At 52.3% G+C, this 23064-nt stretch carries 16 protein-coding genes, 1 tRNA gene and 1 pseudogene; 12 read left to right on the top strand and 6 right to left on the bottom strand.

The genetic code is table 11. The features are described from left to right. Positions 1–167 precede the first annotated feature (167 nt). The 7 genes and pseudogenes from RBB63_RS01295 to RBB63_RS23625 all read left to right on the top strand — a co-directional run. Complete coding sequence (locus RBB63_RS01295; protein WP_309380313.1) at positions 168–2771, top strand: MGH1-like glycoside hydrolase domain-containing protein; 2604 nt, start codon at positions 168–170, stop codon at positions 2769–2771. A gap of 290 nt (positions 2772–3061) precedes the next feature. Next, positions 3062–3754, top strand: coding sequence for a type II secretion system protein (locus RBB63_RS01300; RefSeq protein WP_309380315.1), 693 nt, complete (start codon positions 3062–3064; stop codon positions 3752–3754). A gap of 62 nt (positions 3755–3816) precedes the next feature. Continuing rightward, complete coding sequence (locus tag RBB63_RS01305; protein WP_309380317.1) at positions 3817–4635, top strand: hypothetical protein; 819 nt, start codon at positions 3817–3819, stop codon at positions 4633–4635. A 111-nt stretch (positions 4636–4746) separates the two neighbouring features. Then, a complete protein-coding gene (locus RBB63_RS01310; protein WP_309380318.1) occupies positions 4747–6126 on the top strand; it encodes a hypothetical protein in 1380 nt (459 codons plus the stop codon). Positions 6127–6238: 112 nt separating this feature from the next. Beyond that, positions 6239–8002 (top strand): sodium:solute symporter family protein, encoded by a 1764-nt coding sequence (locus RBB63_RS01315; RefSeq protein ID WP_309380320.1) that lies wholly within the window; start codon positions 6239–6241, stop codon positions 8000–8002. 713 nt (positions 8003–8715) lie between these two features. Next, a complete protein-coding gene (locus tag RBB63_RS01320; RefSeq protein ID WP_309380321.1) occupies positions 8716–9090 on the top strand; it encodes a helix-turn-helix domain-containing protein in 375 nt (124 codons plus the stop codon). 78 nt (positions 9091–9168) lie between these two features. Continuing rightward, positions 9169–10206: pseudogene (locus RBB63_RS23625) on the top strand (recombinase family protein); the annotation flags it as partial. A 623-nt stretch (positions 10207–10829) separates the two neighbouring features. Here the strand turns inward: RBB63_RS23625 and RBB63_RS01330 are convergent. From RBB63_RS01330 to RBB63_RS01350, 5 genes are all read right to left on the bottom strand, one after another. Beyond that, positions 10830–10919 (bottom strand) — tRNA-Ser (locus RBB63_RS01330). Positions 10920–11019: 100 nt separating this feature from the next. Then, positions 11020–13005 carry a hypothetical protein gene (locus RBB63_RS01335; RefSeq protein ID WP_309380326.1) on the bottom strand — a complete coding sequence of 662 codons (1986 nt, stop codon included), beginning with the start codon at positions 13003–13005 and terminating at the stop codon, positions 11020–11022. Between the two features lie 58 nt (positions 13006–13063). After that, positions 13064–13453: a hypothetical protein gene (locus tag RBB63_RS01340; RefSeq protein ID WP_309380327.1), complete on the bottom strand. Its 390-nt coding sequence runs from the start codon at positions 13451–13453 to the stop codon at positions 13064–13066. Between the two features lie 230 nt (positions 13454–13683). Further along, positions 13684–14328: a hypothetical protein gene (locus RBB63_RS01345; RefSeq protein ID WP_309380329.1), complete on the bottom strand. Its 645-nt coding sequence runs from the start codon at positions 14326–14328 to the stop codon at positions 13684–13686. Positions 14329–14411: 83 nt separating this feature from the next. Continuing rightward, positions 14412–15014 carry an RNA polymerase sigma factor gene (locus RBB63_RS01350; protein ID WP_309380330.1) on the bottom strand — a complete coding sequence of 201 codons (603 nt, stop codon included), beginning with the start codon at positions 15012–15014 and terminating at the stop codon, positions 14412–14414. Positions 15015–15238: 224 nt separating this feature from the next. On the opposite strand from RBB63_RS01350, the gene RBB63_RS01355 reads away from it, so the two are divergent. Then, positions 15239–16126, top strand: coding sequence for an alpha/beta hydrolase family protein (locus tag RBB63_RS01355; protein WP_309380332.1), 888 nt, complete (start codon positions 15239–15241; stop codon positions 16124–16126). Between the two features lie 3 nt (positions 16127–16129). Here the strand turns inward: RBB63_RS01355 and RBB63_RS01360 are convergent, their stop codons facing one another. Next, on the bottom strand, positions 16130–18373 hold the full coding sequence (locus tag RBB63_RS01360) for a glycoside hydrolase family 3 N-terminal domain-containing protein (RefSeq protein ID WP_309380334.1): 2244 nt from the start codon (positions 18371–18373) through the stop codon (positions 16130–16132). Positions 18374–18572: 199 nt separating this feature from the next. Between RBB63_RS01360 and RBB63_RS01365 the strand changes: the two genes are divergently transcribed. From RBB63_RS01365 to RBB63_RS01380, 4 genes are all read left to right on the top strand, one after another. Then, positions 18573–20477 carry a DNA translocase FtsK gene (locus tag RBB63_RS01365; protein WP_309380335.1) on the top strand — a complete coding sequence of 635 codons (1905 nt, stop codon included), beginning with the start codon at positions 18573–18575 and terminating at the stop codon, positions 20475–20477. An 18-nt stretch (positions 20478–20495) separates the two neighbouring features. After that, complete coding sequence (locus RBB63_RS01370; protein WP_309380337.1) at positions 20496–21896, top strand: hypothetical protein; 1401 nt, start codon at positions 20496–20498, stop codon at positions 21894–21896. A gap of 51 nt (positions 21897–21947) precedes the next feature. Then, positions 21948–22343, top strand: coding sequence for a hypothetical protein (locus tag RBB63_RS01375; protein WP_309380339.1), 396 nt, complete (start codon positions 21948–21950; stop codon positions 22341–22343). Positions 22344–22445: 102 nt separating this feature from the next. Next, positions 22446–22868 carry a hypothetical protein gene (locus RBB63_RS01380; RefSeq protein WP_309380341.1) on the top strand — a complete coding sequence of 141 codons (423 nt, stop codon included), beginning with the start codon at positions 22446–22448 and terminating at the stop codon, positions 22866–22868. Positions 22869–23064: the final 196 nt, after the last annotated feature.

A 23064-nucleotide genomic window follows, 5' to 3' on the forward strand; every position in this document is an offset into this window, starting at 1 on the left:
TCTCTCGCAAGTCCTTCGGGAGTCTATACATATAAACAACAGCGAGATCGAATTTTGCACACATGCTACTTTTAAATAGCAGCGAGCACCTAGAAGCAGTCGCCATTCGGTTTAAAAGCACTAATGGCTTCACATCATTTCACTGACTCACGAGTCCTTTTATCATCATGAACTTACGTTGCGATCACGATCTTACGCTCCCCTTATGGGGACCGTATTCTAAAGAGTATTTTGGCGTCAGTGATATCGCCGACCAGCAGTTGGGCATGCGATTCGATCTGTCTTTTGTTCCGGGCCGTTTCCGGGGTGAGTTTTTCACGGCCCAGGCTATTCGACCTTCCGGCTGGTTGCCATGGTCGGCAAATGAAGGTCTTCGCAATTACAGCTATCGACAGCAGATCGTCTGGAAGGACCAAGTCTATGCCCAGATAAGCTTTGCGCCTGGTGCGGATGGGGCTCAGATGAAGGTGGATTTGGTTAACCAGACAAGACACACTGAGTGCTTGTCTCTGCATCTGTGTGCTCGTCTTTCAACGCCCGTATTTCCTCAAACCGGCAAAGCAATATCGTATGTGCAGGCGGTTTTGCCAAGTAACTGTGAGTGGGTCGATGGGCTGGCCTATCATGACCTGGTTCTGAAATCTCCAACAATCTACTCGGGGCTCAACTATGACGGGGTTCTGAGTGGCGAAACTCAGGTCAACAATTCAACGAATGGCTTTGCCCTGAGCTTCGGTGGTAACCGTAGTGATCGTGTTTCTTATGTCATCCCGGAGCATGCACAGGAGTGCCTGATCCGTTGTCGCGGAGCCGGCAATCAGCCGTGCGAGATAATCATTATCGTAGGCCAATGCTCAACCAGGCGTTCGCTTCCCGTTGGAGCTTTCACGCTCCTTTCGCTAGCCATACCAAGCGATGCGACTCATATTACTTTCCGTAGCACTAATCATCAGCCATTGGAAATTGATGGCCTGGCTTTTGGACAGTCCAACTTTTCGGACGAGGTGAGTTTTGAGGCATTACATCCTCAGACCCATCCACGTTTGGTTAAGAGCAAGCAGGGGCTCACCTTGCACTATCAAGAACAAAGCTATGTTTTATCCTGGAGCGATTCTGGCGCATGGATACGTGAGGTCCTGTGTGACGACTTGGAGGATGGTGTATTGCGCACGTTGCATGAGCACACTCAGGATGTTGTCGATGCCGGTGGCGATGGCCACATGACGGACATATTTTTCGGCCCCATTAATGTAGCTCCACAGAGTAGTCGCATGCTCTCCTTCGATGTTGCCCAACTGGATAAAGTGACTGACGTGCCGGCGGTCAAAGACCTGTCACCGCAGAAGACATACATTGATTTCAATGATTGTCCGGAAGAAATCCGCTTTGGTCAGGAGCGGCTTCAGGCTGTTGTCATGACAAATATCGTCTTTCCAATTCGTAATCAAGGTCGCTGGATTCGACATCTTACACCGGGGCGGTGGTGGGATTCATTGTATACTTGGGACAGCGGATGCATCGGGCTAGGAATCGCCACTATTGATAGGCAGCGCGCGGTCGATTGCCTGTTTGCTTATTTGACTGAGGCGGGCGACAAGCAAGCTGCGTTTGTTCATCATGGATCGATGGTGCCAACGCAATTTTTTCTGGCGCTGGAGTTGTGGAACAAAACGCAGGATCGAACATTTCTGGAAGTTGTCTGGCCACGACTCCTTCAATATTACGAATACTTCATCGGGTTGTCGCCAGGCTCAACCATGAGTCCATTTACCTCGGGTTTACTCAGGCCTTGGGATTACTTTTATAATTCCGGCGGTTGGGATGATTATCCGCCACAGAAAATGCTAGCTGAGTTCACGAAGCGGCGGAATCGCGTTGCGCCGTGTATTACAACGGCGATGGCGATCCGCTGCGCCAAAATAATGGCTATGTTCGCAGAGATTTTGAATCTGGACACAACGCCATTTCTCCAAAATAGCAGTCGCTTGACGGATGCCCTGCAGGCCTATGCCTGGGATGAGACGTCGGCTTTTTTTGGCTACGTTGAACACGACGATCAGGGGCAGGTATTGAATATTTTGAGAACTGAATCAGGCGAAAACTTCAATCGTGGAATGGATGGCTTGAGTCCGCTGTTGGCTGATGCAGTGACACCAGAGCAGGCAGATCGGCTATGGCGGACCTTGTTAGACGCCAATCGCTTTATGACCCCATTGGGCTTATCGGCGGTGGATCGGCAAGCCTCCTACTATCGGCAGGATGGATACTGGAATGGTAGTGTTTGGATGCCCTATCAGTGGTTCTTTTGGAAGGCGCTTCTTGACTATGGAATGCTCGATCAAGCGCAGCAACTCGCAACTCGCGTACTGAAGATGTATGGTTTGGAAACAAAGGAACGCTATGCTTGCTGGGAGCACTTCATGGTTGAGAGCAAGCGCGGCGCAGGCTGGCACCATTTTGGCGGTCTCTCAGCGCCACTTCTGAATTTATTTGAGGCGCATTATAAGCCGGGGACGGTTACGGGTGGGCATAATTGCTGCCTGCTGGAACAGGACTGGAGTCCTGATTTTAAAGTAGGCTCACTTCGCTTGAGTTATCATGGCGCGATTGAGCAAGAGCGTGCTTTGCTCATCGTTGTGCCGCAAAATTTCAAATACCAAGTTTCAATTGATGGTCAGCCACATGGCTATAATCAAATACTCTCGGGCTGCCTCGCCATCACCAGACAATGGAATCAATCAGTAACTCAAATCAAATTACGTGTCGATTGATCGCTTCGATGAGACGAGATCATTTTTCTGAATTGGACGTTATTATGATGAGTATTTGGATGCTCTCTGCTGTCCAAAATCAGAAAATTTATATGTATAGATTTCGTTTCATTTGATATCTATACAGCTTAATATAGCTTTGTCTCAGAAGATCCCGAGATCATGCCCCTAATTCTAAAAATCTTTAGAACACCGATGCCCGATGTCGATTCAATTGGCAGATACAGTTGGTGAGACAGGATTTCAGATCGTTTGATTACTTGCGCCCTTAACCATATACCCCTTTTTAGATGAAAGATTGTTTTCAGGAACGTAAACCGTCGTGCGGTTTTTCTCTGATTGAGCTTATTACCGCTGTGGCCATCATTGCTGTTCTCGCCAGCTTGCTAATACCTGTAGTTGGCTCTGTGCGTAAACGGGCTAAGATCAGCACAAATCTCTCCAATCTTAGAATGATCCAGCTCGCCAATATTCTCTACGCAAATGATCATAACGGTAGTTACATTCCTGTGGGCAGCTTTGATGAAGATGGTAAATACGGAAGTTTTTGGTTTACCAATGAGAACTTCATCGAGAATTACGTTGGTCTGGAACTAGAGAATGCTCAAAGCATGTTAGTATCACCTCTTGCGACATATCCGACTGGCGCGCCAGTAGAGAGTGTCGGTCATAGTTATGGGTATAACTTTACCGGACTAGGTGCCTACGGAGTCGCCAACAGCACTCGCGAGGCAACAGTCTATCAGGTAGTCCAACCATCGCAAAAACTTGCTTTTGCTGACGCCGTCGACTGGCAGATACAGCTCTCGGGTGCCGCTCGCTATGTCGGATCGAATGATACGCTGAACGAGCGCTCAAATAATGCAATTGCGTATCGTTACGATGACCATGCTGGCGTAGTCTACTTTGACGGTCATACCGCTATGCTTAGCCGTGAAGACGTGATCGACAACCTCGATCTTTGGGCGTTAGTTGGAGACTAATTACAATACGCAAGCCTTATCTTTCTATCCTCAAACAACATAAAATCAAAAATTATATTAGTATGAAAAATACCTCGATTGCCTCAGTTATATCGGTTCTGGCATTTAACGCCTGCCTGTCGAACGCACAAGTTGCCTTCAATGATTTCTCTACCTACAACCAACCATTTACTACCGGTCAGAATGGCGTCAGTTCCGGCACCAATATCAGTTCATTCGGAGAATACACCTGGACGGATAATAGCAGCATCGTTGGCTGGTATTCTATGCAGGATGATGTCGCGGCAGCGACGTACTTTGCCACCAATGGTAACAACAGAGACGGTGATCCATCAACATACCTGTTCCGCACTGGTGGTACTAGTGGTTCCTTCGGTACATTGCGGGCCGTTGACAATGACGGCCTAACTGCAATCGGAGTTCAGATTACCAATAATACGGGCTCAGGCATTGGCAGTTTCTCAATTAGCTATCTTGGGCAGCAGTGGCAGAACAATACGGGTGGACCAGATAAGCTCATTTTCCAATATTCGACAGACGCAACGTCCCTTAGCACCGGCAATTGGACAACGGTTGAATCATTGACCTTCGACAGCCTTGCAGACTCTGGGAGCACTGATTATGTTGGCCTCGCAACGACCACAGGCGTTTTGGACACGACTATTTCTAGCAGCACTCCAAGCATATCACTCGGCAACGGAGACACGATCTGGTTCCGCTGGCTAGATGAAAACAGCTCCGGTGTAAATCAGGCACTCAGCATTGATAATGTATCCATCACGCCGATTGCCATTCCCGAAGCCTCTACTTACGGGTTGTTTGCCGGATTGGGTATGCTCCTGTTTGCAGCATCGAGAAAACGTTCAACTGGCCGACGTTAAGCTGGTCCGTTATTCCTAAGGAAACCCTTTAGCACCTTCTTGCTCAGATTGTTTTCACCATAGTAGTATGGTGAACGGCTTTGTTTGTGCAAATTAGCAACATTGACACTAATGACATTTTTCACCAAATCTATATTAAATTGCTTCATGCCGCTCATTGCAGTCTCAATTGGAATGACCGTGCATGCCGAAAATGCGGAACTGGATGCTGCACTGGCAGGCTTTGAGGCTCTTTATCAAGATAGTTTGCCATGGATGGCGAAGTTATACGATCCACAGAGCGGTGGATTTTATGAGTCAGTGGGTTTGAAGGAAGATAAGGAATTGAAGCGTTATGGGCCAGATATCCAAGCCACCGCGCAAGTTATCATCTTGCTCAATAGCAACGGGCTGATCAAGAACGCGCCTCAACTCGCCAAAGATAAATTGATTCACTATTTTGAAAGTCGGCAAAATCCAGAAACGGGTTATTTTGTCGATCCTGATTACCCGGAGATGGTGGAAAATCAACGTGTGCTGGGACGCGCATTGGGTTATTCGGTCGGGGCACTCAAAACATTGGGCAGTGATCCTTTATATCCGCTTCCAGGGGAGCCTCGACCTAATCCACGCCAAGCCAAGGCAACAGAGGTAAAAACGGAGTTGTCACAAAAATCCAAAGCAGCACAGCCAAGCGTCTCCAAAGAGATTTCCCCAGCCAAGCAATATACGCCACCAAAGAATGTTTCCGACAATATCTATGTTGTGCCTGCTCAAGATTTATCTGGAGTCCCGCCTCATCTCGTCTCAGTAGAAGCCATTCGCCAATGGATGGATGAACGTCCCTGGGGGCATGCGTGGACGGCGTTGGATAACATTCAGTCGCAGAGCACATTGATTCGCGCTTTGCCCGAACCGCTGCGGACGGATATCATTGACGAAATTTTACGCTACGTAATGGAAAGGCAAGATGCGGATACTGGACTGGCAGGTGGCGGTAACATTGCAGTGCGCTTGTCTGGTGGATTTAAGCTCATTCTCTTTTGTCGCGCGGTGAACCGACCCGTGCCCCATGCGGAAGCAATCCAGGAATCCGTCTTTGACTGGCTTGAATCCGAACCGGAGACCGAGAAAATTTTCTTCATTCGCAATACCTGTGATATGCTGAATATGCTCGTTGAGGAAACGGGCAGGGAACTGACGGATGAGCAACTAGTCGCCTTCATCAATTTTGCTACTCGTGAACTCTCACGCTATCGCCAGGATGATGGCGCATTCAGTAGCTTTCCCGATCGCTTTTTTGTTTGTCCAAACGATCTGTACATTGGGCAAATTCCCGCTCAAGCTGGACCGCAGAGTAATATCAACGGTACATCCATGGCTTTCCGGACGCGTACCGCCCTCTATAAACTGGCAGATCGTAATCGGCCTAAGTTGAAGATGGACGATTTTTGGGATGTTTGCGCAAAAGAATCAACGTCGGATATTCCTGTGAAACAGGCGAATCCATAATGATGGTGTGATTAAACGGAGCTCGGCTACTGGAAGTAATCGATGTTGCCTGGCACGCGTCTTCAGCAACTGACAAGGCTACATTGGAGCGCATTGGCTTGATCGGGTAACGATGAAAATTGAATACATCACTTTAATCCTCTATCTCGGCGTCCTGTTGGCTTTGGGCGCAGTATTTGCCCGATTCAACAAGAATCTGAGCGACTTTGTGCGAGGCGGAGCACAGGGAACCTGGTGGATGGTTGGAATGAGCATCTTGATGAGCGGTATCAGCGCGTTTACCTTTACTGGTAATGCATCCGCTGCCTACGAGGCCGGTCCGAGCATGTTGATTATTTATGTGGCCAATTGCGCAGGTTTCGCCATTGGCGGCTTTTTTCTTGGGCCGTGGCTTCGCCAGACCCGCGCGTATACCGCGCCTGATGTTGTGAGGGCACGCTTCGGGACTTCAGTCGAGCAATTTTCAGCCTTTGTCGGCCTCTTCATGGGTCCGCTTTATGCCGCAGTTCAGCTCTATGCGCTTTCGCTGTTTGCGAGCACTGTGCTGGATATGCCGCTGATTCCGATCATGGTGACGATTGCGGTCATTGTGGTCTTTTACTCCACCACTGGGGGCAAGTGGGCAGTGATGGCGACAGACTTCGTGCAGGGGCTGATTATGTATGCCATTACCATTCTGGTGTGTTACCTTTCCCTACGCGCCGTAGGCGGTGTCTCAGGTTTTATCGATCATTGGAAAACGCCGGCCATCGCCCAAAGCTTTGAGTTCTTCAAGGAACCAGGCGCGTTCCATGGAGATCGATTTACGGTAAAATGGGCAATTGTGATTTTCTTCATGCAAGTTAGCGGGCAGATTAGTCTCAGTTCGGCCTCGCGATATATTTCAGCAAAAGACGGACGCGAAGCTTCGCGCGCCTCGTGGATGGCCTTCGTGCTGATGGCCGTGGGGAGCCTGCTGTGGTTCATCCCGCCAATGGTCTGTCGAATGCTGTATGAGGGAGAGATGATGGCTACCGGCTTGGACAAACCTTCGGAAAGCGCCTACGCATTTATCGCGACCAAGCTTTTGCCAAATGGGATGCTCGGTATGCTGATTGCGGCGATGTTCGCCGCCACCATGAGCAGCATGGATTCGGGCTTGAACGGCCAAGTGGGCAGTCTGGTTAGAAACATCATTCCAAGGCTGCGAGGAGCGCTTGGCTACAATCAGCCTTTACCAAGCAAAGTCGAGGTGCGCATCTGTCATCTGGCAACCTTAATGCTAGGCGTACTAATCATATTTTATGCATTGATCATTGCGACCCAGGATAAGGTCGCGCTGTTCGATGTGTTCTTATTAGTTGGTTCAGTCATTGGTATTCCGATGTCGTTCCCAATGTTAGTGGGGCTATGGGTCAAAAAGTTGCCGTGCTGGTCTTATTTTCCTATCTTCGCTGGTTGCATGCTGCCCTCTGTTTGGTCTTTTGTGGACGAATCCCTGAATGACGTTAGCTGGACCGTTCAGGATCGAACGATGTGGATCTTTGTTTTTGGAATAGGCGCGACTCTCGTCTGCCGCTTTTGTTATCGCACCACTTCGACTGAGAGTCGGGAAAAGATCGGGGAGTTTTTCGAGACCATGCATACGCCGGTTGATTACGAAAAGGAAATCGGTTCTTCCACGGTTGATTACGCTCAGTATTTTGTATTAGGGAAATCCGTGATGGGCGTTGGGGGCCTGATTCTTTTTATCCTTTTCGTGCCTAATGATCTGGCGGCCCGTATATGCATCTTGAGCGTAGCGCTCTCGATCATTTTCATCGGAGCATTACTCCATAGGAGTGGAGATCGGGTTCGAAAGCGAGTTGAGTCACTGGTACAGAAAGAAAAGTCTTAAAGTGTACAATCCCGGACTCTAATACGGCGCAGCGTCGTCGCCAGTTCCCTCAGAGGTCGACTGCGGTTGTTGCGCATCCACTCTTTGAGACTGGCCAACGACGCTTTGAACCTTCTTCTTGGACGTCCGCCGTTTGACCGTGGTTTTGCCCTAGCGGGTTTTCGCTCAGTAGTAGTCGAACCCGAGGAAGGTGAAGCACTGACTCCCCTTCACGTCGCAGCGGCTGAAACGGAGGATTCCGCTTTTGTCCATCGCCATGCCCCGGCCTTGACTTCCTCAAGCACCTATATCACCACATCAACCAACCCGCCAGGCTAACAAACGAGGTGGAGCATATCGGGTAACTTGACCATAAATCTTTTTCAATTTTCAATTGGCTGCGGGCTATATTGTAACTCCGTGGTCAAGCTATTGCTCGCTACGCTGCGCTCCAACTTGACTTCACTTCGTTGAGGATTGCCGCCAGCCAAAAGAAAAATAATTGGGCGCGTTTGGAATGCTTGCCGGATTGTTCCCATGCCTTGTCCTTGGGCGGTTCCGGGCCATCAATTGGGAAAGGGGTTCGCACTGCTCGCCCCTTGGAATAAGACAGCCTCTATATAGGAAACCACAGTCAGAGAGCCAACAATGACGCCTAACCTACATAATTGGGAAATTGCTCAGGGAAACCATTCCCTATTAAACTCCGGGGTCTCTGGTAAACTAGCGGGGTCATGGCAAGATACGACCCCTACAACCATTTATCGACGGAAGACCGGCTTGATCGGTTTTGCGCGATTATGGCTAAGGCGGTCTATCTGGCCGAGGAACGGAACAGGGCCGAACAGCGCCAGGAGGCGGTGTCCGAGGAAGCCAAGAGCGCCGAGCAAGAAGCTCCCGAACAGGCCGGGCCGGAGCAACCGGAATCCGTTTCCGACAAGATTATTCACTTTTTGGCGGAAGTTGGCGAAGCCTCGCCCCGCGACATTCAGAACAGCCACGATTTATCGCGCTCCAAGACCTACCGGCTACTGGCCGAGCTCAAGCAAGCGGGCAAGGTCGAGCAGCTTGGACGGACGCGATCTAATCGCTATCGCCTTGCTAGTTAGGCGTTTGCGCAAGCATAAAAAGCGGCTTGCTGAGCCCTTTTTGCTTCCCTTTCCGGCGCAATCCCGATATGTTCTAGTATGATTGCGCCCAACAAAAAATATGCCCGCTGCGCCATTTATGCGCGAGTTTCCACCGATGACCAAACGCGAGGCGATTACAATTCGCTGGAGAGTCAGCACGACATTTGCCGTCACCTTATAGGCGTTCACCAACACGAAGGCTGGCAGGAAACCCACTTTTTTGAAGACCCCGGTTTTTCGGGTAAGAACCTTGAACGTCCCGGGATTCAGGCGTTGATTGAAGCGATCAAGCGGCGTGAGATTGATGTCGTCGTCACCTACAAGCTGGATCGGGTTGCCCGCTCAGTGCGTGATTTCTTCGACTTCTGGCAACTGCTTGAAGACCACGAAGCGAATTTCGTATCAGCCACCGAGAGCTTTGACACCGGCACACCTGCCGGACGGCTCATGCTCAACATGCTACTCGGCTTCGGGCAATACGAGCGCGAGTTGACCGCCGAGCGTATCTCGGACAAACTGGCCGAACGCGCCAAGCGCGGCAAATGGGCCGGGGGAACCATCCCCCTCGGCTACGACTACGACCCGCAAACCAAGAAACTCAACGCGAATCAAGACGAGGCCGCGCTGGTTAAGCGCATTTACACGCTGGCCGCTGAATGGGGCGACGCCACCATGATTGCCCAGCAGATCAACGACGAAGGAGCCCGCACCCGCCAACGTGTTTACCAGTCGCGGGGCGGCGAAAAGCAAGTCGGCGGCAAACGCTTCCGTTCCGATAAAATCAAGCAACTGGTCGCCAACCCGCTCTACAAGGGCGTGGTTCGCCACCGCGATCAGGAATACCCCGGCGAACATGCGGGCATTGTTTCCTCCAAGCTTTGGGATAAAGCCAACGAGTCCTTGAACAAGCGAGAACTCGAACCCGCGCCCGCCGTTCGGCAGAGCGACAAGCATCAAGCCGCGCTCAAAGGGCTTGCCCATTGCGGACATTGCGGCAACAGCCTGATTCCTCATCCCAGCGGCAAAAAGGACGCCAACGGCAAGCAATACCTTTATTACAAGTGCGGATGCGTGAACCGGGACGGACAGCATTCGGATTGCCCGCTCCGCAGCGTCCCAGCCCGTCCACTCGAAAAGATTGTCGTCGAACTGATTGGCGAATTGGGCCGGAATCCCGCGATCATCAAGAAGTCGATTGCCGCATCCAACAGCCAAAAACAGAAGTCTTTGCGCCCGCTCAAGAAGAAGCTCGCCGAGCTCAATAAGCGTCACGGCGAAATCAGCAGTCAGTTGCGCCACTACCTTGAGCTTGCAGGCAAAGGCGACCGGCATTTTAGCTTTGAGATTCGAGCCGAGGCGGAAAAGCTCGCCGCCGACAAGCACTCTATCGAAATCGAGCGCGATAAGGTCAGGATCGACATTGATTACAAAGAGCGTGTCGTCACCGATCACGAGATCATTGCAAGCCGTCTAAGCCACTTTAAAGACACTTTCGACGCGCTCCCCTATGAAGACCAGAAGGAAGCGTTACGGCTCATTCTAAAGGGCATTTGCATCAAAAAGTTCGACCCTGAAAATGACCGCCTACCCAGCGGAAAACCATGCACCACGCTCAAAATACGAACTTCTCTCTATTTGGTTCAACTGGAATTTATCGCAAGTGACTTAATGCCAACGCTTTCCAGAATCGGGGGTGAAAGTTCGAGTTTCGTCCCTAGTGGCGGAGAGGGAGGGATTCGAACCCTCGGTACCGTTTCCGGCACACTTCCTTTCCAGGGAAGCACAATCGGCCACTCTGTCACCTCTCCAGGTGCTGCCACAAATGGCAAAGGGTATGTGTATGTTTAACGGATGATTCCCCGTCAAGCCCTGAAGGCAAAAAAATCTACACCAGCGTTCGCCTCCAAACTAACTGCCAGCCGGTTGAGTGGCGGGGGCAGTTGGCCGTATGCCATCCATGATCATCTCACTCACTCGCTCAATGCCGTGATGACTCATTTTGGAGGTCGGATAAATCTCTTTTGCTTCTAGAAAACGAGTCAGAGCAAGGGCATATTGGCCATTCGTCTCAGCCTGCTCAGCACGGTCGATTGCACCAACAAAATCAGCGACGCGCGGAGCTAGTTTCGCCTGCGCCCGCGCCAAAACGTGGTCGTCGGAATAAATTTTTTCGGCATCCGCCAACGTTTCCCACGCTGCGTAGGAATGCCCCTGACCATCCAGCTCATTGGCGCCTACGATCAAGAAATCTACGCGCGCAATCTTGTCGACGGCGTCCTTGAGTTGCTCGCGACGAACAGGATCATTGATCAAGGCACCGCTAAACTTGGCGCTCTCTTCATAGATGGCGCGATAGTCCTGACGGGCATACATTTCGTCGAACATCATCGAAGCCTGAGTGCCAATATCCGCCTTATTCGCCATTTCGCTCATGTAGGATCTGATAGCCGGATTTTGCGGCCAAAGGCCAGTAGCGCGTTCGAGCATGGTTTCAGCCTTCGCATAATCCCCCTGCCCCACAGCCTGGCGCGCAGCCATCAACGCGAGATTGCTCATGCGCTGGACGGATTGAACTCCGGAAAGCACTTGCGAGGCTGGAAAGTCATAGGCCATATTCTTGGCCTTCTCGGTCAGTGTCTCAATCGTGGTGTAATCCTTGTGGTCCAAGAGCACCTGCAGTTCACGAGTAATGCGATAAAGCTCCAGCAGCTTACGCTTTTTCTCGGCTGGAAACTCCAGCACTTCGGGTTGATACTCACCGAGGAAGAAAGTCTCCTGCAAGCGCTCAAGCGCGCCGTATAGTTCATTGCTATCGTAAAGACTCTCTACGGTCTTCATCCCTGTGCGAACGTCTGATTCTGCCTCACGCGCTAATAATTCGACCGTTTCTACCGTTGGGGTGAAATCCGAAATCGGCACAAAGCCAGCTAATTGCTCGCTGCCAACGGTAATTGTTTGGTGTGAGCCTTTGAATGCGTAGCGATAGAATTGGGCAGCAATTTGACAATGCTCAAAGCGCCGAGAAAGCAGTAGGTTGAGCAACTGAGATTGAAACTGAAGTTTCGCGGCGGCTCCATTGGCGACTTTAACAGTCTCCATGGCGGCAATTTGTGCTTCGATATTGATGAGTTCCTGAGCCTTGACGCTGGTCTCGGTGACGCCTTCATACTCTGCTCCAGTGTGTCTGCCTTCGGCCTTCAAGCGCTGGCGGCGCTCAAAATCACTTTCATCCTGTGCGGAATGAGACAACAATTGGCCCTGCGTTTCCGCCCGCTCTTCATCCATCAATTGGCGCGCCTTATTGATATTGCTGTTCTCATCTCGGATGCGCCAAATGTTGTAAACTTGATTGGCCACCGTTAGGGAAATCCCCTGATCCATCTCGTAACGGCCTGCTTTGAAAAGCATCTGCCAAGCCTGAAAGACTTCGTCATTAAGCGTCGCCGTGTCCTTAATGCTATTTTCGCCAACGAGTGAGAGCAACTGCGCGATTCGCTCTAAAATGCTCAAATAAATCTCTTCGTTTTCCGTCAAATCTGGAGTAGCCAGGTAACGCTCAAATCGAGCGCGCGCCGCCCGGTTGTTGCCTAGGTTGAACGTGCGTCCTTTCCAATTAAATGTGCCGTCTTCAAAATTGACTGAATCACTGTCCACATTGAAAACACGATCAGCCATGTTTTCCGAGGTTTGGCTTTCAAACAATCCGGCGCCAGATCCGACATTCATGATGTTGTTTGAATTTCCTCCCCCTTGGGAAGCGCCACCACTGCCACTGCTAGCCTCACTGCCAGAGCCAAAAAAATTAGGCGAACCTCCTGACTGATCATAAGCCTGCCCCAAAAGGATTGTTGAGGTGGAAATGAGGAAGACGATGGCTGCAAAGGGCTTATTCATGGCGCGAAACGGTAAATATTCAAATAGACGACGACTGGCTGGTAATAGTGAGAGTGGGTCAGTATTTTTGGAGATTGATGACGTAGAGCAAGCCACCATCCCCAACGCTCACGTCCATATGATAGCGCTGACCGGTGTGGATACTGTCCGCCAATCCCTCTTCCAGAAATACTGGAATCGCTTTGCCTTCGCTCTTAACCACGAGCAAACGGCCTAGTCCCGGACGATACGAGAGCATTGAATCCACCTGAGCATCAACCTGGTAAGAATTGCCGAGGAAATTCTGTGGCGATGCGAGATAAGCGGCCGTTGGGAATGGCTCAAGACGCGAACGAGAGCCGCCCTGTAAAGCCAGCACTAAAACAATGACGATTGCTGCGACCACCGCGACAACGGAGACGGCGACAGTAGCGTTAAACTTTCCAGGGCGATTTTTACGATCTAACATTAGGGGAGAGACTGCGGATTGGTCATCTACTTAAACCCATAGAGTTAGCGAAAGTTGCATTTTTGCCAAGTGAAATAGTGTATAAGTATATATATTAGACTTCACCCGAGCATGCAAACAAGGTAAATGCAGCGTCGCAAGAGACCAAAACGCAAAATCGCCTCAAACCTAGCCGAGGGAGCGTTTTCAAATTAAAGCCGCCATCAACTGTTTAAATTTGAAAACACTCACTAGTAGGCAAAGCCAACAATCGCACCAGCGCCTTGCGTTTCTTCAACCAACACAATTGGAGTTGCGGTGCCGGGAAGCTGACGCACGGGGATGGTCGGGCTTCGATTTTCCAGTAGCTCAGAAGGTTCCGGCATTTGTGGGCGTGCTGCCTCCAAGGCGCGGCCTAAGCTGAAAATATTGCTTTCTGGAACAGTCTGTAGTGGTTGAATCTGCACTTCTCCCTGATCGCGATAAGACACCAACGCCAAGGCGCGGCCGGAATGGTCAACCAACAGGCGAGAACTGGTATTGTCCGAATTTATTTGCGCGATTAAGTGCTCTCGAATGCCTTCAGCTGATGAATTCGCCAATTGCGCATCGCTGAGTTCCACATTCAATGACTGAACTGAATCCTGATAAAGCATGCCTACAGTCACCGCAACTGCCGCCGTAGCCGCTGAGAATTGCACCAATAGAACCAAGCCCTTGCGTCGCTCTTCGAACTGAACACGAGCGTCGTTGATGGCGCGGGTGGCGCGCTGTGTCAGGCTACAACGCCGCAATTCCGTCTGCGGGTTGTTGCACATGATCGCCAAAGCCTGCTTTTCAGCGGTGTGAATGCGACGCAACGCCTCAAATTGCTGCTTACGCTTGGCGTCTGCCAATTCAGTTCGCAGAGTTTGGAAATCACGAGGGCAAATCTCGTGATCCAAATACAAATTAACTAATTCTCTAAAACGCCCTTCCGTCATTCGAAATCACGACCTAGTTTTTCACGAAGGCTGTCACGAGCACGTGCGATGCGGCTCTTGACTGTGCCAACGCTAATGTTCAACTCTTCCGCAATCTCTTCATAGGACAGATTGTAGACATTCCGCAGTTCCAGAATTTCCCGGTGTTTCGGATTCAAGTCCTTCATGCGGGCCGAAACTTCGGCCACGAATTCGTTGGTGAGAGTGGCCTCACCCGGGTCTTCTCCTTCTGCGGGCAGAATGTCTTCCAATGTCGAGGTGGTTTCATCACCCAAGGTCTGATCCAGTGAAATGGATGAGCTACGCTTGCGTCGGAACCAGTACCAATAACGATTGTGCGAGAGGTTGGTCGCGATCTGGTAAAGCCAGGTCGAAAATGAAGAATCTCCACGGAAATTCTCTAACCCTTTCTGCGCACGAACGAAGGTGTCTTGGGCAATTTCTTCTGCGTCTTCCCGATTTTTGAGCAAATGGAAAGCACGGGCGAAAATCCGGTCCCAATACTTGGTGACAACCTCATTGAATGCGGCTGCGTCCCCACTGCGGTAGCGCTCCAGCAGGACTGCATCAATTTGCGCTTGTTCGTTTCTATCAGCCATAGCGTTTGAGAGTTTAGAGTATTCCGAAGAATTTTTGTTCCTGATTATTCTACTAAATATCACTAATAATACAAGTACGAACCAGTAATTCAGCTCATCGTTGCAAAAACTCCCCAAATAGCGGCGTTTCTAAAGAAAATGACAACTTTTTGCTTCATTTCGTGTTCTGAAATAGCATGAGACTCCTCCATGTGCTTGCCGCACTCGTGCTGGCGCCAGCTTTAATGGCGGTGCAAACGCTGTTGCTGACGCCTGTTGATGCCAGTCGCGAACGCAGCGTCCCCGTTAAGGTTTACCTTCCTGACACTACGGTGCCAGCTCCAGTCGTTTTGTTTTCCCATGGTCTTGGCGGCTCTCGCGAAGGAAATGCCTACCTGGGTGAGTATTGGGCGAAAAGTGGCTATATAGCGATCTTTCTGCAACATCAAGGCAGTGACGTTGAAGTGTGGCGCGACTTGCAACCAGATCAGCGCATGGCTGCCCTGAAAGCCGCAGCGAGCGTGCGATCCTTCATGGAGAGGCTCGAAGATGTCCATTTTATCCTGGATTATTTAGAACTGGAAAATGCCAAGCCCAAGGGCCCATTAACGGGTCGATTGGACTTAGAGAAAATTGGGATGAGTGGGCACAGTTTTGGGGCGCACACAACGCAAGGCCTTATGGGACAACGGTTTTTGCGCTTCGGAAAGCCGCGATTCAAAGACGACCGAATCGACTGCTTTATCGCAATGAGCCCCTCCTCCGGCCGACTCCCCGATCAAGCGGCTTTCGGCCAAATTACCGCCCCGGTGCTCTGCATGACGGGAACCGATGACAGCAATCCATTAAAAGAATCCATGGATCCCGCCGACCGTCAACGAGTCTACCAAGGGCTAGCAACCGGAGATAAATACCAATTGATCTTTGCGCACGGCCAGCATTCCATCTTCAGCGATTTCGAGCGCCCGGGAAATCCGCCTCGGGACCCCCGATTCCATCCCGCGATACAGGAAATCACTACCCAGTTCTGGAATGCGTATCTAAAAGATGACGCCAATGCAAAAACCTGGCTACAGAGCAATGCACCGAACGAATCGGTGTTGATCGATGATGACGTTTGGGAGTGGAAGTAGCTGCTAATTGGCTACGCAGAATTTTGCCTTAATCAGATCGCAATCGCGGCTACTGGAGCCCACTTGCAACTCAAATTCACCTGGCTCCACCACACGTTTCCCTGCTGCATTAACGATGCTGCATTCGGCGACAGGCAGGCTGAGCGAAACAGTCTTGCTCTCACCGGGCTCCAAATCGATTTGCTGGTAAGCCTTGAGCTCCTTGTTAACCCAGGTAGCAGAGGTTACGAGATCAGAAACGTATGCCTGAACGGTTTCCCGCCCGGCGCGGTCGCTCGTGTTGGTCACGGTCACCTGGAACTGAAGCTCGTCACCTTCCGCCAAATCAACTTTCTCCAGTTGTAAATCTTTGTATTCGAACGAGCTATAGCTTAGTCCATAGCCGAAAGCGAAATGCGGGTCCTGGGTGAGGTCTGCATAGCGGTCACCGTGCTGTCCCCGCACTTGGCTATAATAAATCGGCTGCTGACCGACATGGTACGGGATCGAAATGGTCAGACGCCCGGATGGATTCAATTCACCGAATATGGCTTCCGCGATTGCCTGCCCCCCCATCATGCCTGGGTTGAAGGCTTCGAAAATTGCAGCTACATTATGCACGGACTTTGGCAGAACCAGCGGCTTGCTGTTGATGAGCACCAAAATCATCGGCTTGCCGGTTTTCGCCAGGGCATCCAAGAGCTCAACCTGTCCGCCTTGCATTTCCAGGGTCGCGGTGGAGCGATACTCGCCACACAGGCGAACGCTGTCACCCACGACAACAACGGAAATATCCGCTTCGTTCGCAGCAGCCACAGCTTCTTCGATCAACGCGTCATCAGGCTCAGCGATTTCCAGAGTTTTTCTTTTTACCTGACCATCGTCATAACCACCCTCGTCTTCCACTTCGACCAGTGTGGTCAGGTGAGCGCCCTTGGCGTAAGAGACTTCACAGCCTGCTGGCGCCAGTGCGCGAATGCCATCGAGCACAGTTTTGGTGCATTCACGGGGATGACCATCGGGAATCCAGCCGACTTGACCGCTTGCGCCGGCCCAATCGCCCAACTGAGCATGCTGATCGTCTGCGTTCGGGCCAATGACTGCGATTCGTTTAAGGGCTTTGCCATCGAGCGGTAAAGTGCCGTCATTCTGCAATAAAATCAGTGAACGGCGCGCAATCGCTTCGTTGACCTCGCGGTGAGACTCGCACCCGATCACCACTTTTTGGCGCTCTAGATCTGGCTTACCCGGGTCCTCGAACAGTCCCATGCGGAACTTCAATGCAAGCAGTCGCTCCACAATAGCGTCGATTTCCGATTCCTGCACGATGCCTTCAGCACAAGCCTCAAGCGCCGCCTCATAAAATCCAGCGGTGGCCATCATCAAGTCATTGCCGCTTTTAATTGCGAGCGCCGCGGCATCCTTCAAGGTTGGAACGATTTTCTGCTCCCACTGCATGCGGCCGACGTTATCCCAGTCGGTCACCAAAATTCCCTTAAAGCCCCACTCTTCCTTGAGCACGTCGTTGAGCAGCCAGCGATTAGCGGTCGACGGCACCCCTTCGATGGACTGATAACCGGTCATGTAGGACAAGCAGCCTTCACGCGCCGCCCGTTCAAATGGCGGCAGGAAAAATGAACGCATTTTGCGCTGACCCAAATCAGCTTCTGAGGCGTCACGCCCTCCTTGGGTTTCGGAGTATCCGGCAAAGTGTTTGGCGCAGGCTAAAATCGATTCCGGATCGTCCAGGCCGTCCCCTTGATACCCGCGAATCATCGCACAGGCAAATTCGCCGATCAGGAATGGATCTTCGCCAAAAGTCTCGCCAACGCGGCCCCAACGCAGATCACGGGTCAGGCAAAGCACGGGGGAAAAAGTCCATTTGAGTCCCGTCAAGCGCACTTCGCGGGCCGTCACGCGCGCAGTCTCTTCAATCAGTTCGGGGTTCCAACTTCCCGCCATTCCCAATTGAGTCGGGAAAATGGTGGCGCCAGCGTGGAATGAATGGCCGTGGATACAATCATCGCCAAAAAGGATCGGTATGCCCAGTCGCGTTTCGCTGGCCATATCCATGGCTTTGGCGGCTGCTTCGTTCTGAATGTGCAGCAGGGAGCCTACTTTCTTTTCGTTAATGAGCTCGTTCAAGTCGCCACGGCCGCCGTCAAGCTGCATCAACTGTCCGACCTTTTCTTCCAGTGTCATGCGGCCCAATAGGTCAGCCACACGCTCATCAACTGTTTTTGAGGGGTCCCGATATATCTCTGACATGATCAACATAAATCTGCAAAATTAGGGAACTGGACCATGTAGGTAAATCGAATTTTCCATTTAGTAGGTATTTGACTACTCGAAAATCGGATTCAGACAATATGACAGTCCATAAATAAACATTCTCGAAAAATCCAAACTATGCCCTTGAAGAGAACCCACTTAACCGGCTTTCTGGTCCGTTTTTAAAAGCCCTGGCATGTTTCGCTCACTCACCGGTTCCATTACCCAAAGTCGACTTACCGACCGCCTCAAGCAGTGGGTAACTTCCTTTTCACCAGGAGACGAGGAAAGTGATCTAGTTTGCGATACAGAGGACGAGAATCCCACGCCCACAAAACCTTCTACTGAGCCTTCGGCTGAGGAAACGACTCAGCCAACGACCACTCCTGAGCCAGCTTACGAGGATCGCGAAGCCATCTGGCAGGAGGAATGGAACAAGCTCGCCGAATGGACCGCCGAACTGGATGAACAATTCGCAGCGCGTCAGCAGCGCAAGAAAGCCCACGCCAAGCGCATGGCTGAATGCCATTCCCGCATCGAATCCATTCTCGCAGCTAAAGATGAACCCGAATCCGTCGAGGCAGTTGAAGAATCTCCGGAAATAATCGCCGAAGCCAAGCCTGCTGAACCTCCCCAACCTGCACCCGAACCCACCGTTGGTTATAAGGAAGACGAACTCGGCAACTACCTCCCCCCCAGCCTCGACTGTCTGGCCGATCCCAATACCGACGCCGAGCCAGCGCTCAGCCAAGCTGAAGTCGCCGAACAGCGCGATGCGCTGCAAACCACCTTTGACAATTTCTCCATCGACGCTCTGGTCTGTGACGCCACAGTCGGGCCACGTGTGACTCAATACCGCGTCAAGCCCGGCTACGGAGTTCGCGTGGAAACCATCGCCAACCTCGACAACAACATCGCACTGGCTCTCAAGGCGAACGCAGTTCGCGTCCAGGCGCCGATTCCCGGTGAACCTTTTGTCGGCATTGAAGCGCCCAACCCCCGTGCTCGCACCATCATGCTCAAGGAGGCGTTGTGGAGCGATAACTGGGCCAACAACCAGTGCCAGCTTCCCATGGTTTTGGGCATGGACATCACCGGGCGCATCCAGGTGTTTGACTTGGCCAAAGCGCCGCATTTGCTGATTGCGGGTTCCACTGGCGCCGGTAAATCCGTGTGCATCAATAACCTGATCCTGTCGCTCCTTTACCGCTTCAAACCTGGCGAACTGGAACTCGTGCTGGTCGACCCCAAGCGAGTTGAATTCGCGATGTATAAGGACTTGCCACACCTGATCCATCCGGTGGTTGACGACGCCAAGCAAGCCTGCCAAGCGCTCAAATGGCTGGTCCGCGAAATGGAGTCCCGCTACGAGCGCATGGCTGCGCGTCGTGTGCGCAACATCATGGGGTACAATGATAAAGCCAAAACCGAAGGCTTTGACCCCCTGCCCTACATAGTCCTCGTCATCGACGAGATGGCGGACCTCATGATGACTGCCAAAGACGACGTGGAAACACCGATTGCGCGCCTGGCGCAAATGTCGCGCGCGGTCGGCATTCATACGATTTTAGCCACGCAACGGCCGAGCGTTAACGTCATCACGGGCGTCATCAAAGCCAACTTTCCCACCCGTGTGGCCTTCCGGGTTTCGTCACAAATCGACAGCCGCACGATTTTGGATGGCAAAGGCGCGGAAACGCTGCAGGGCAAGGGCGATATGCTCTTCACGCCCCCCGGGCAATCTCGCCTCATGCGCCTGCAAAGCCCTTTTGTAGACGACGATGAAATCCTCCGTGTCACCGACCATTTGCGTGAACAGGCGCCCCCCCGCTACCGGGTTGAGCTGCACGACGAAGACTTACCCGAGGGCGAGCAAGGCGAACTCTTCGAAGAAGGCGCCGACACCCTGCTCATGGACGCGCTTGCCGTGGTGGCCACGACCGGCAAGGCCAGCACCAGCTTTCTCCAGCGTAAGCTTAAGATCGGCTACAATCGCGCCGCCACGCTGGTCGAGGAACTCGAAGTCCGCGGGCATATTGGGCCGCAAGTCGGCACTGCGCCACGCGAAGTCTTCATCACCCCGGCAGAGCTGCCGCGCTAACTCCGATACGGTCCCATCATGAAGTTGCCACAAGATGTTGATGAGTTGATCGCTTTGGTTGAAAAACATGGCGCGGATGCCGTTGCCAAACGTTTCCGTAAGCCGCCCATTCCCAGCTCAATTCTCCGCCAAGCCAGCCAGGCCAACCCGTCAGAAGTCGTCTGGATATTCCTTGCCCGCTACATGCTCACCCCCAGTAGCGTGCTGGAGGAAATGGCGCGCCAGAATGCTGAGTATCCAGCTTCGGTTTTAATTGAGCTGGCGCAAAACCCACGGACTCCCCCCACCGAGCTTTCGCTGCTGCTCCAACATGGAGATGTCCAGGTTCACGCGGCAGTAGCAGCAAACCCCAACTTGCCGCCGCGCGACATGCAGGCGCTCATGCTCGAAAAGGACCCCGTCGTGGCGCGTTCTCTGGCGGCAAATCCTGCGCTTAAGCTAAACGCACAGGCCCACCTCGCCGCATTTGGCGACGCCTCCGCCCGACTGGCGTTGACTCAGAATAAATCGCTGCACCCAGACTTGTGGATCGCCCTTTCATCTGACCCAAGCCCGCTCGTGCGCTTCTCGCTGGCTGCCGCTAATCATGCGCCAGATGATTTGATGCCCTTCTGGGCCGATAGTGATCGCGAAGAAATCCAACTCGCGCTGCTCAGCCGAAGTTCACTTGCGGATAAGATTTTGAAGTCACTTTTGCTATCCCCCCACGCATCTGTGCGCGAAGCGGCAACTGAGAAAATCAAGCTCGGCGAAGTCGAAATACTCCGTCTGTGCCAAGTGGACAACGTTACCGAACGCGTTGCAATGGCCGCTCGCGAGGATGTGCCAGCGGCAATCCAACATCAGCTGGCGCAGGACGACGCCGTCGCCGTCCGCGAAGCCTTGGCCATGAATGCGGCATTGTGGCCGGAAGTCGCGGAGTTTTTCGTTTCTGGCGAAGATGAAGACGCCTGCCTTGCCATGCTGAACAATCCGGCCATGCCTGAGGCGCTCTACGTCGAGCTGGCTTGGCAGAATAAGCCGCGCATCATCGCCGCACTCGCCAGCAGTGACCGCACGCCCCCGGAAGTGCTGCAATACCTCGTCAACGAGCGCCTGTCGCCGGACGCCATTTTCCATTTGGCAGCCTGTCATATCAAGGCCCCATGGCTACGTGGAGAGCTCGCTGACGCCCTGGCTGATGTAGCCACTCCATCCATTCGAGCACTCGCAGCCAGCGCACACCAGCTGTCTCTGCAGCAGCGCAACCGCCTGAAAGACGACAGCGCGCCGCGCGTGCGCATTATGGCCATCGAAACAACGCCCACCAGGGAGTCGCCTGACGAGATGGCGCCCGAAACCAGCCCCGCCATTCAGCAGTGCATTCTTCAATTAGAAGCTATGCTGGTGAGCGATGCCGAACAATCGCCGGCCGCCTGAGGCAAACCAATCATTTACCATTTAATACGAATCAACTAACCGCAAAGACCCATGGTTAAAAAAGCTAGTAAAATCGTCGAACTAAGCCGCAACGATATCATCCTCGGAGCAGACGCCGAGATCATCCGCGCCGCTCTCGAGGCTCGCGAGCAGATCGATGTCCTGCTCAATGAACGCGCCGAAGCCTACCGTAAAATTGCCGAACTCGAATCGCAGGTCGATGAGCTGCTCGGCGAAGATGATGAGTTCCCCTACCCGGCCCCCGAAGAGCCAGTGGCGGAATTCCCTGTGCAAAAGAAAACGGCGAAGAAGAAGGTCGCCAAGCCCGCCCCCAAGCCGGTTGAGCAGCCAAAGGTCGAGGAGCCTGAGCCAGTTGAGGATGCAGCCCCCGAAGCTACAGACTCAGACACCCAGCAAGTCGACGGCGACGGTAAAACCAACGGCTAAGCCTGGCATCGCACGCCCCCTGCACGACGACACTGCATGGCAGTGACTCATCGTGTTTCGTGCCGACGCTACGCTATACTCACTAAACGTATTCGATCCTGCATGGCATTGACCACGCAACAGCGCATTGAACTACAGGAACTCCTGCTCCAGCGGGAGGCTCTCTATGCGCGCATTGCCCGGATCGAGGCACAGATCGAGGGGATATTTGGCGAGGACTATCCCCTGCCGCCACCACCCGTTGAAGTGGCGGAATGCGGCAAACCGAAGAAGGCGGCGAAAAAGAAAAAGCCCGCCAAAGCCCTTGCGATTCGCCTGCGCCCACTCGAAGGCCTCGAAGTCGCCTACCGCATTTGTTATGCGGCTAGTTCGTATATTGCTGACGAAATTCATGGGGATAGAAAGGCGATTGCCAGCTATCTCGAAGCTCCTATGGCTGTGCACCTGATCGAGCGTATAGAAACCATTGACGCGCAAGGCGAACCCATCGAAGCCGTATTTTTGCCTGCTAGCACTGAGGATTAAAAACACTGCTCAAGAAGGCGACCGATGGCAATTTCAGGCCAACTCTCAAAGGGTATTTAAAATCTCTGTTGAGCTTCGCCTGGGAGCCTGCGAGCGAACGAGAAATAAAGCTGCGCGCAAAAGCGCACGGTCGAAGCTTGGGGGTGCAAATGAAAAGTCGCTGTTGTAGCCTCAATCACGTGCTTCCAGTCCGCTC

The sequence above is a fragment of the Cerasicoccus frondis genome, assembly GCA_031296915.1.
Classification (GTDB): domain Bacteria; phylum Verrucomicrobiota; class Verrucomicrobiia; order Opitutales; family Cerasicoccaceae; genus Cerasicoccus; species Cerasicoccus frondis.

Coding starts and splice junctions, on each gene's coding strand:
- RBB63_RS01295 (WP_309380313.1), top strand. CDS start 168: ATGAACTTACGTTGCGATCACGATCTTACGCTCCCCTTATGGGGACCG.
- RBB63_RS01300 (WP_309380315.1), top strand. CDS start 3,062: ATGAAAGATTGTTTTCAGGAACGTAAACCGTCGTGCGGTTTTTCTCTG.
- RBB63_RS01305 (WP_309380317.1), top strand. CDS start 3,817: ATGAAAAATACCTCGATTGCCTCAGTTATATCGGTTCTGGCATTTAAC.
- RBB63_RS01310 (WP_309380318.1), top strand. CDS start 4,747: ATGACATTTTTCACCAAATCTATATTAAATTGCTTCATGCCGCTCATT.
- RBB63_RS01315 (WP_309380320.1), top strand. CDS start 6,239: ATGAAAATTGAATACATCACTTTAATCCTCTATCTCGGCGTCCTGTTG.
- RBB63_RS01320 (WP_309380321.1), top strand. CDS start 8,716: ATGGCAAGATACGACCCCTACAACCATTTATCGACGGAAGACCGGCTT.
- RBB63_RS01335 (WP_309380326.1), bottom strand. CDS start 13,005: ATGAATAAGCCCTTTGCAGCCATCGTCTTCCTCATTTCCACCTCAACA.
- RBB63_RS01340 (WP_309380327.1), bottom strand. CDS start 13,453: ATGTTAGATCGTAAAAATCGCCCTGGAAAGTTTAACGCTACTGTCGCC.
- RBB63_RS01350 (WP_309380330.1), bottom strand. CDS start 15,014: ATGGCTGATAGAAACGAACAAGCGCAAATTGATGCAGTCCTGCTGGAG.
- RBB63_RS01355 (WP_309380332.1), top strand. CDS start 15,239: ATGGCGGTGCAAACGCTGTTGCTGACGCCTGTTGATGCCAGTCGCGAA.
- RBB63_RS01360 (WP_309380334.1), bottom strand. CDS start 18,373: ATGTCAGAGATATATCGGGACCCCTCAAAAACAGTTGATGAGCGTGTG.
- RBB63_RS01365 (WP_309380335.1), top strand. CDS start 18,573: ATGTTTCGCTCACTCACCGGTTCCATTACCCAAAGTCGACTTACCGAC.
- RBB63_RS01370 (WP_309380337.1), top strand. CDS start 20,496: ATGAAGTTGCCACAAGATGTTGATGAGTTGATCGCTTTGGTTGAAAAA.
- RBB63_RS01375 (WP_309380339.1), top strand. CDS start 21,948: ATGGTTAAAAAAGCTAGTAAAATCGTCGAACTAAGCCGCAACGATATC.
- RBB63_RS01380 (WP_309380341.1), top strand. CDS start 22,446: ATGGCATTGACCACGCAACAGCGCATTGAACTACAGGAACTCCTGCTC.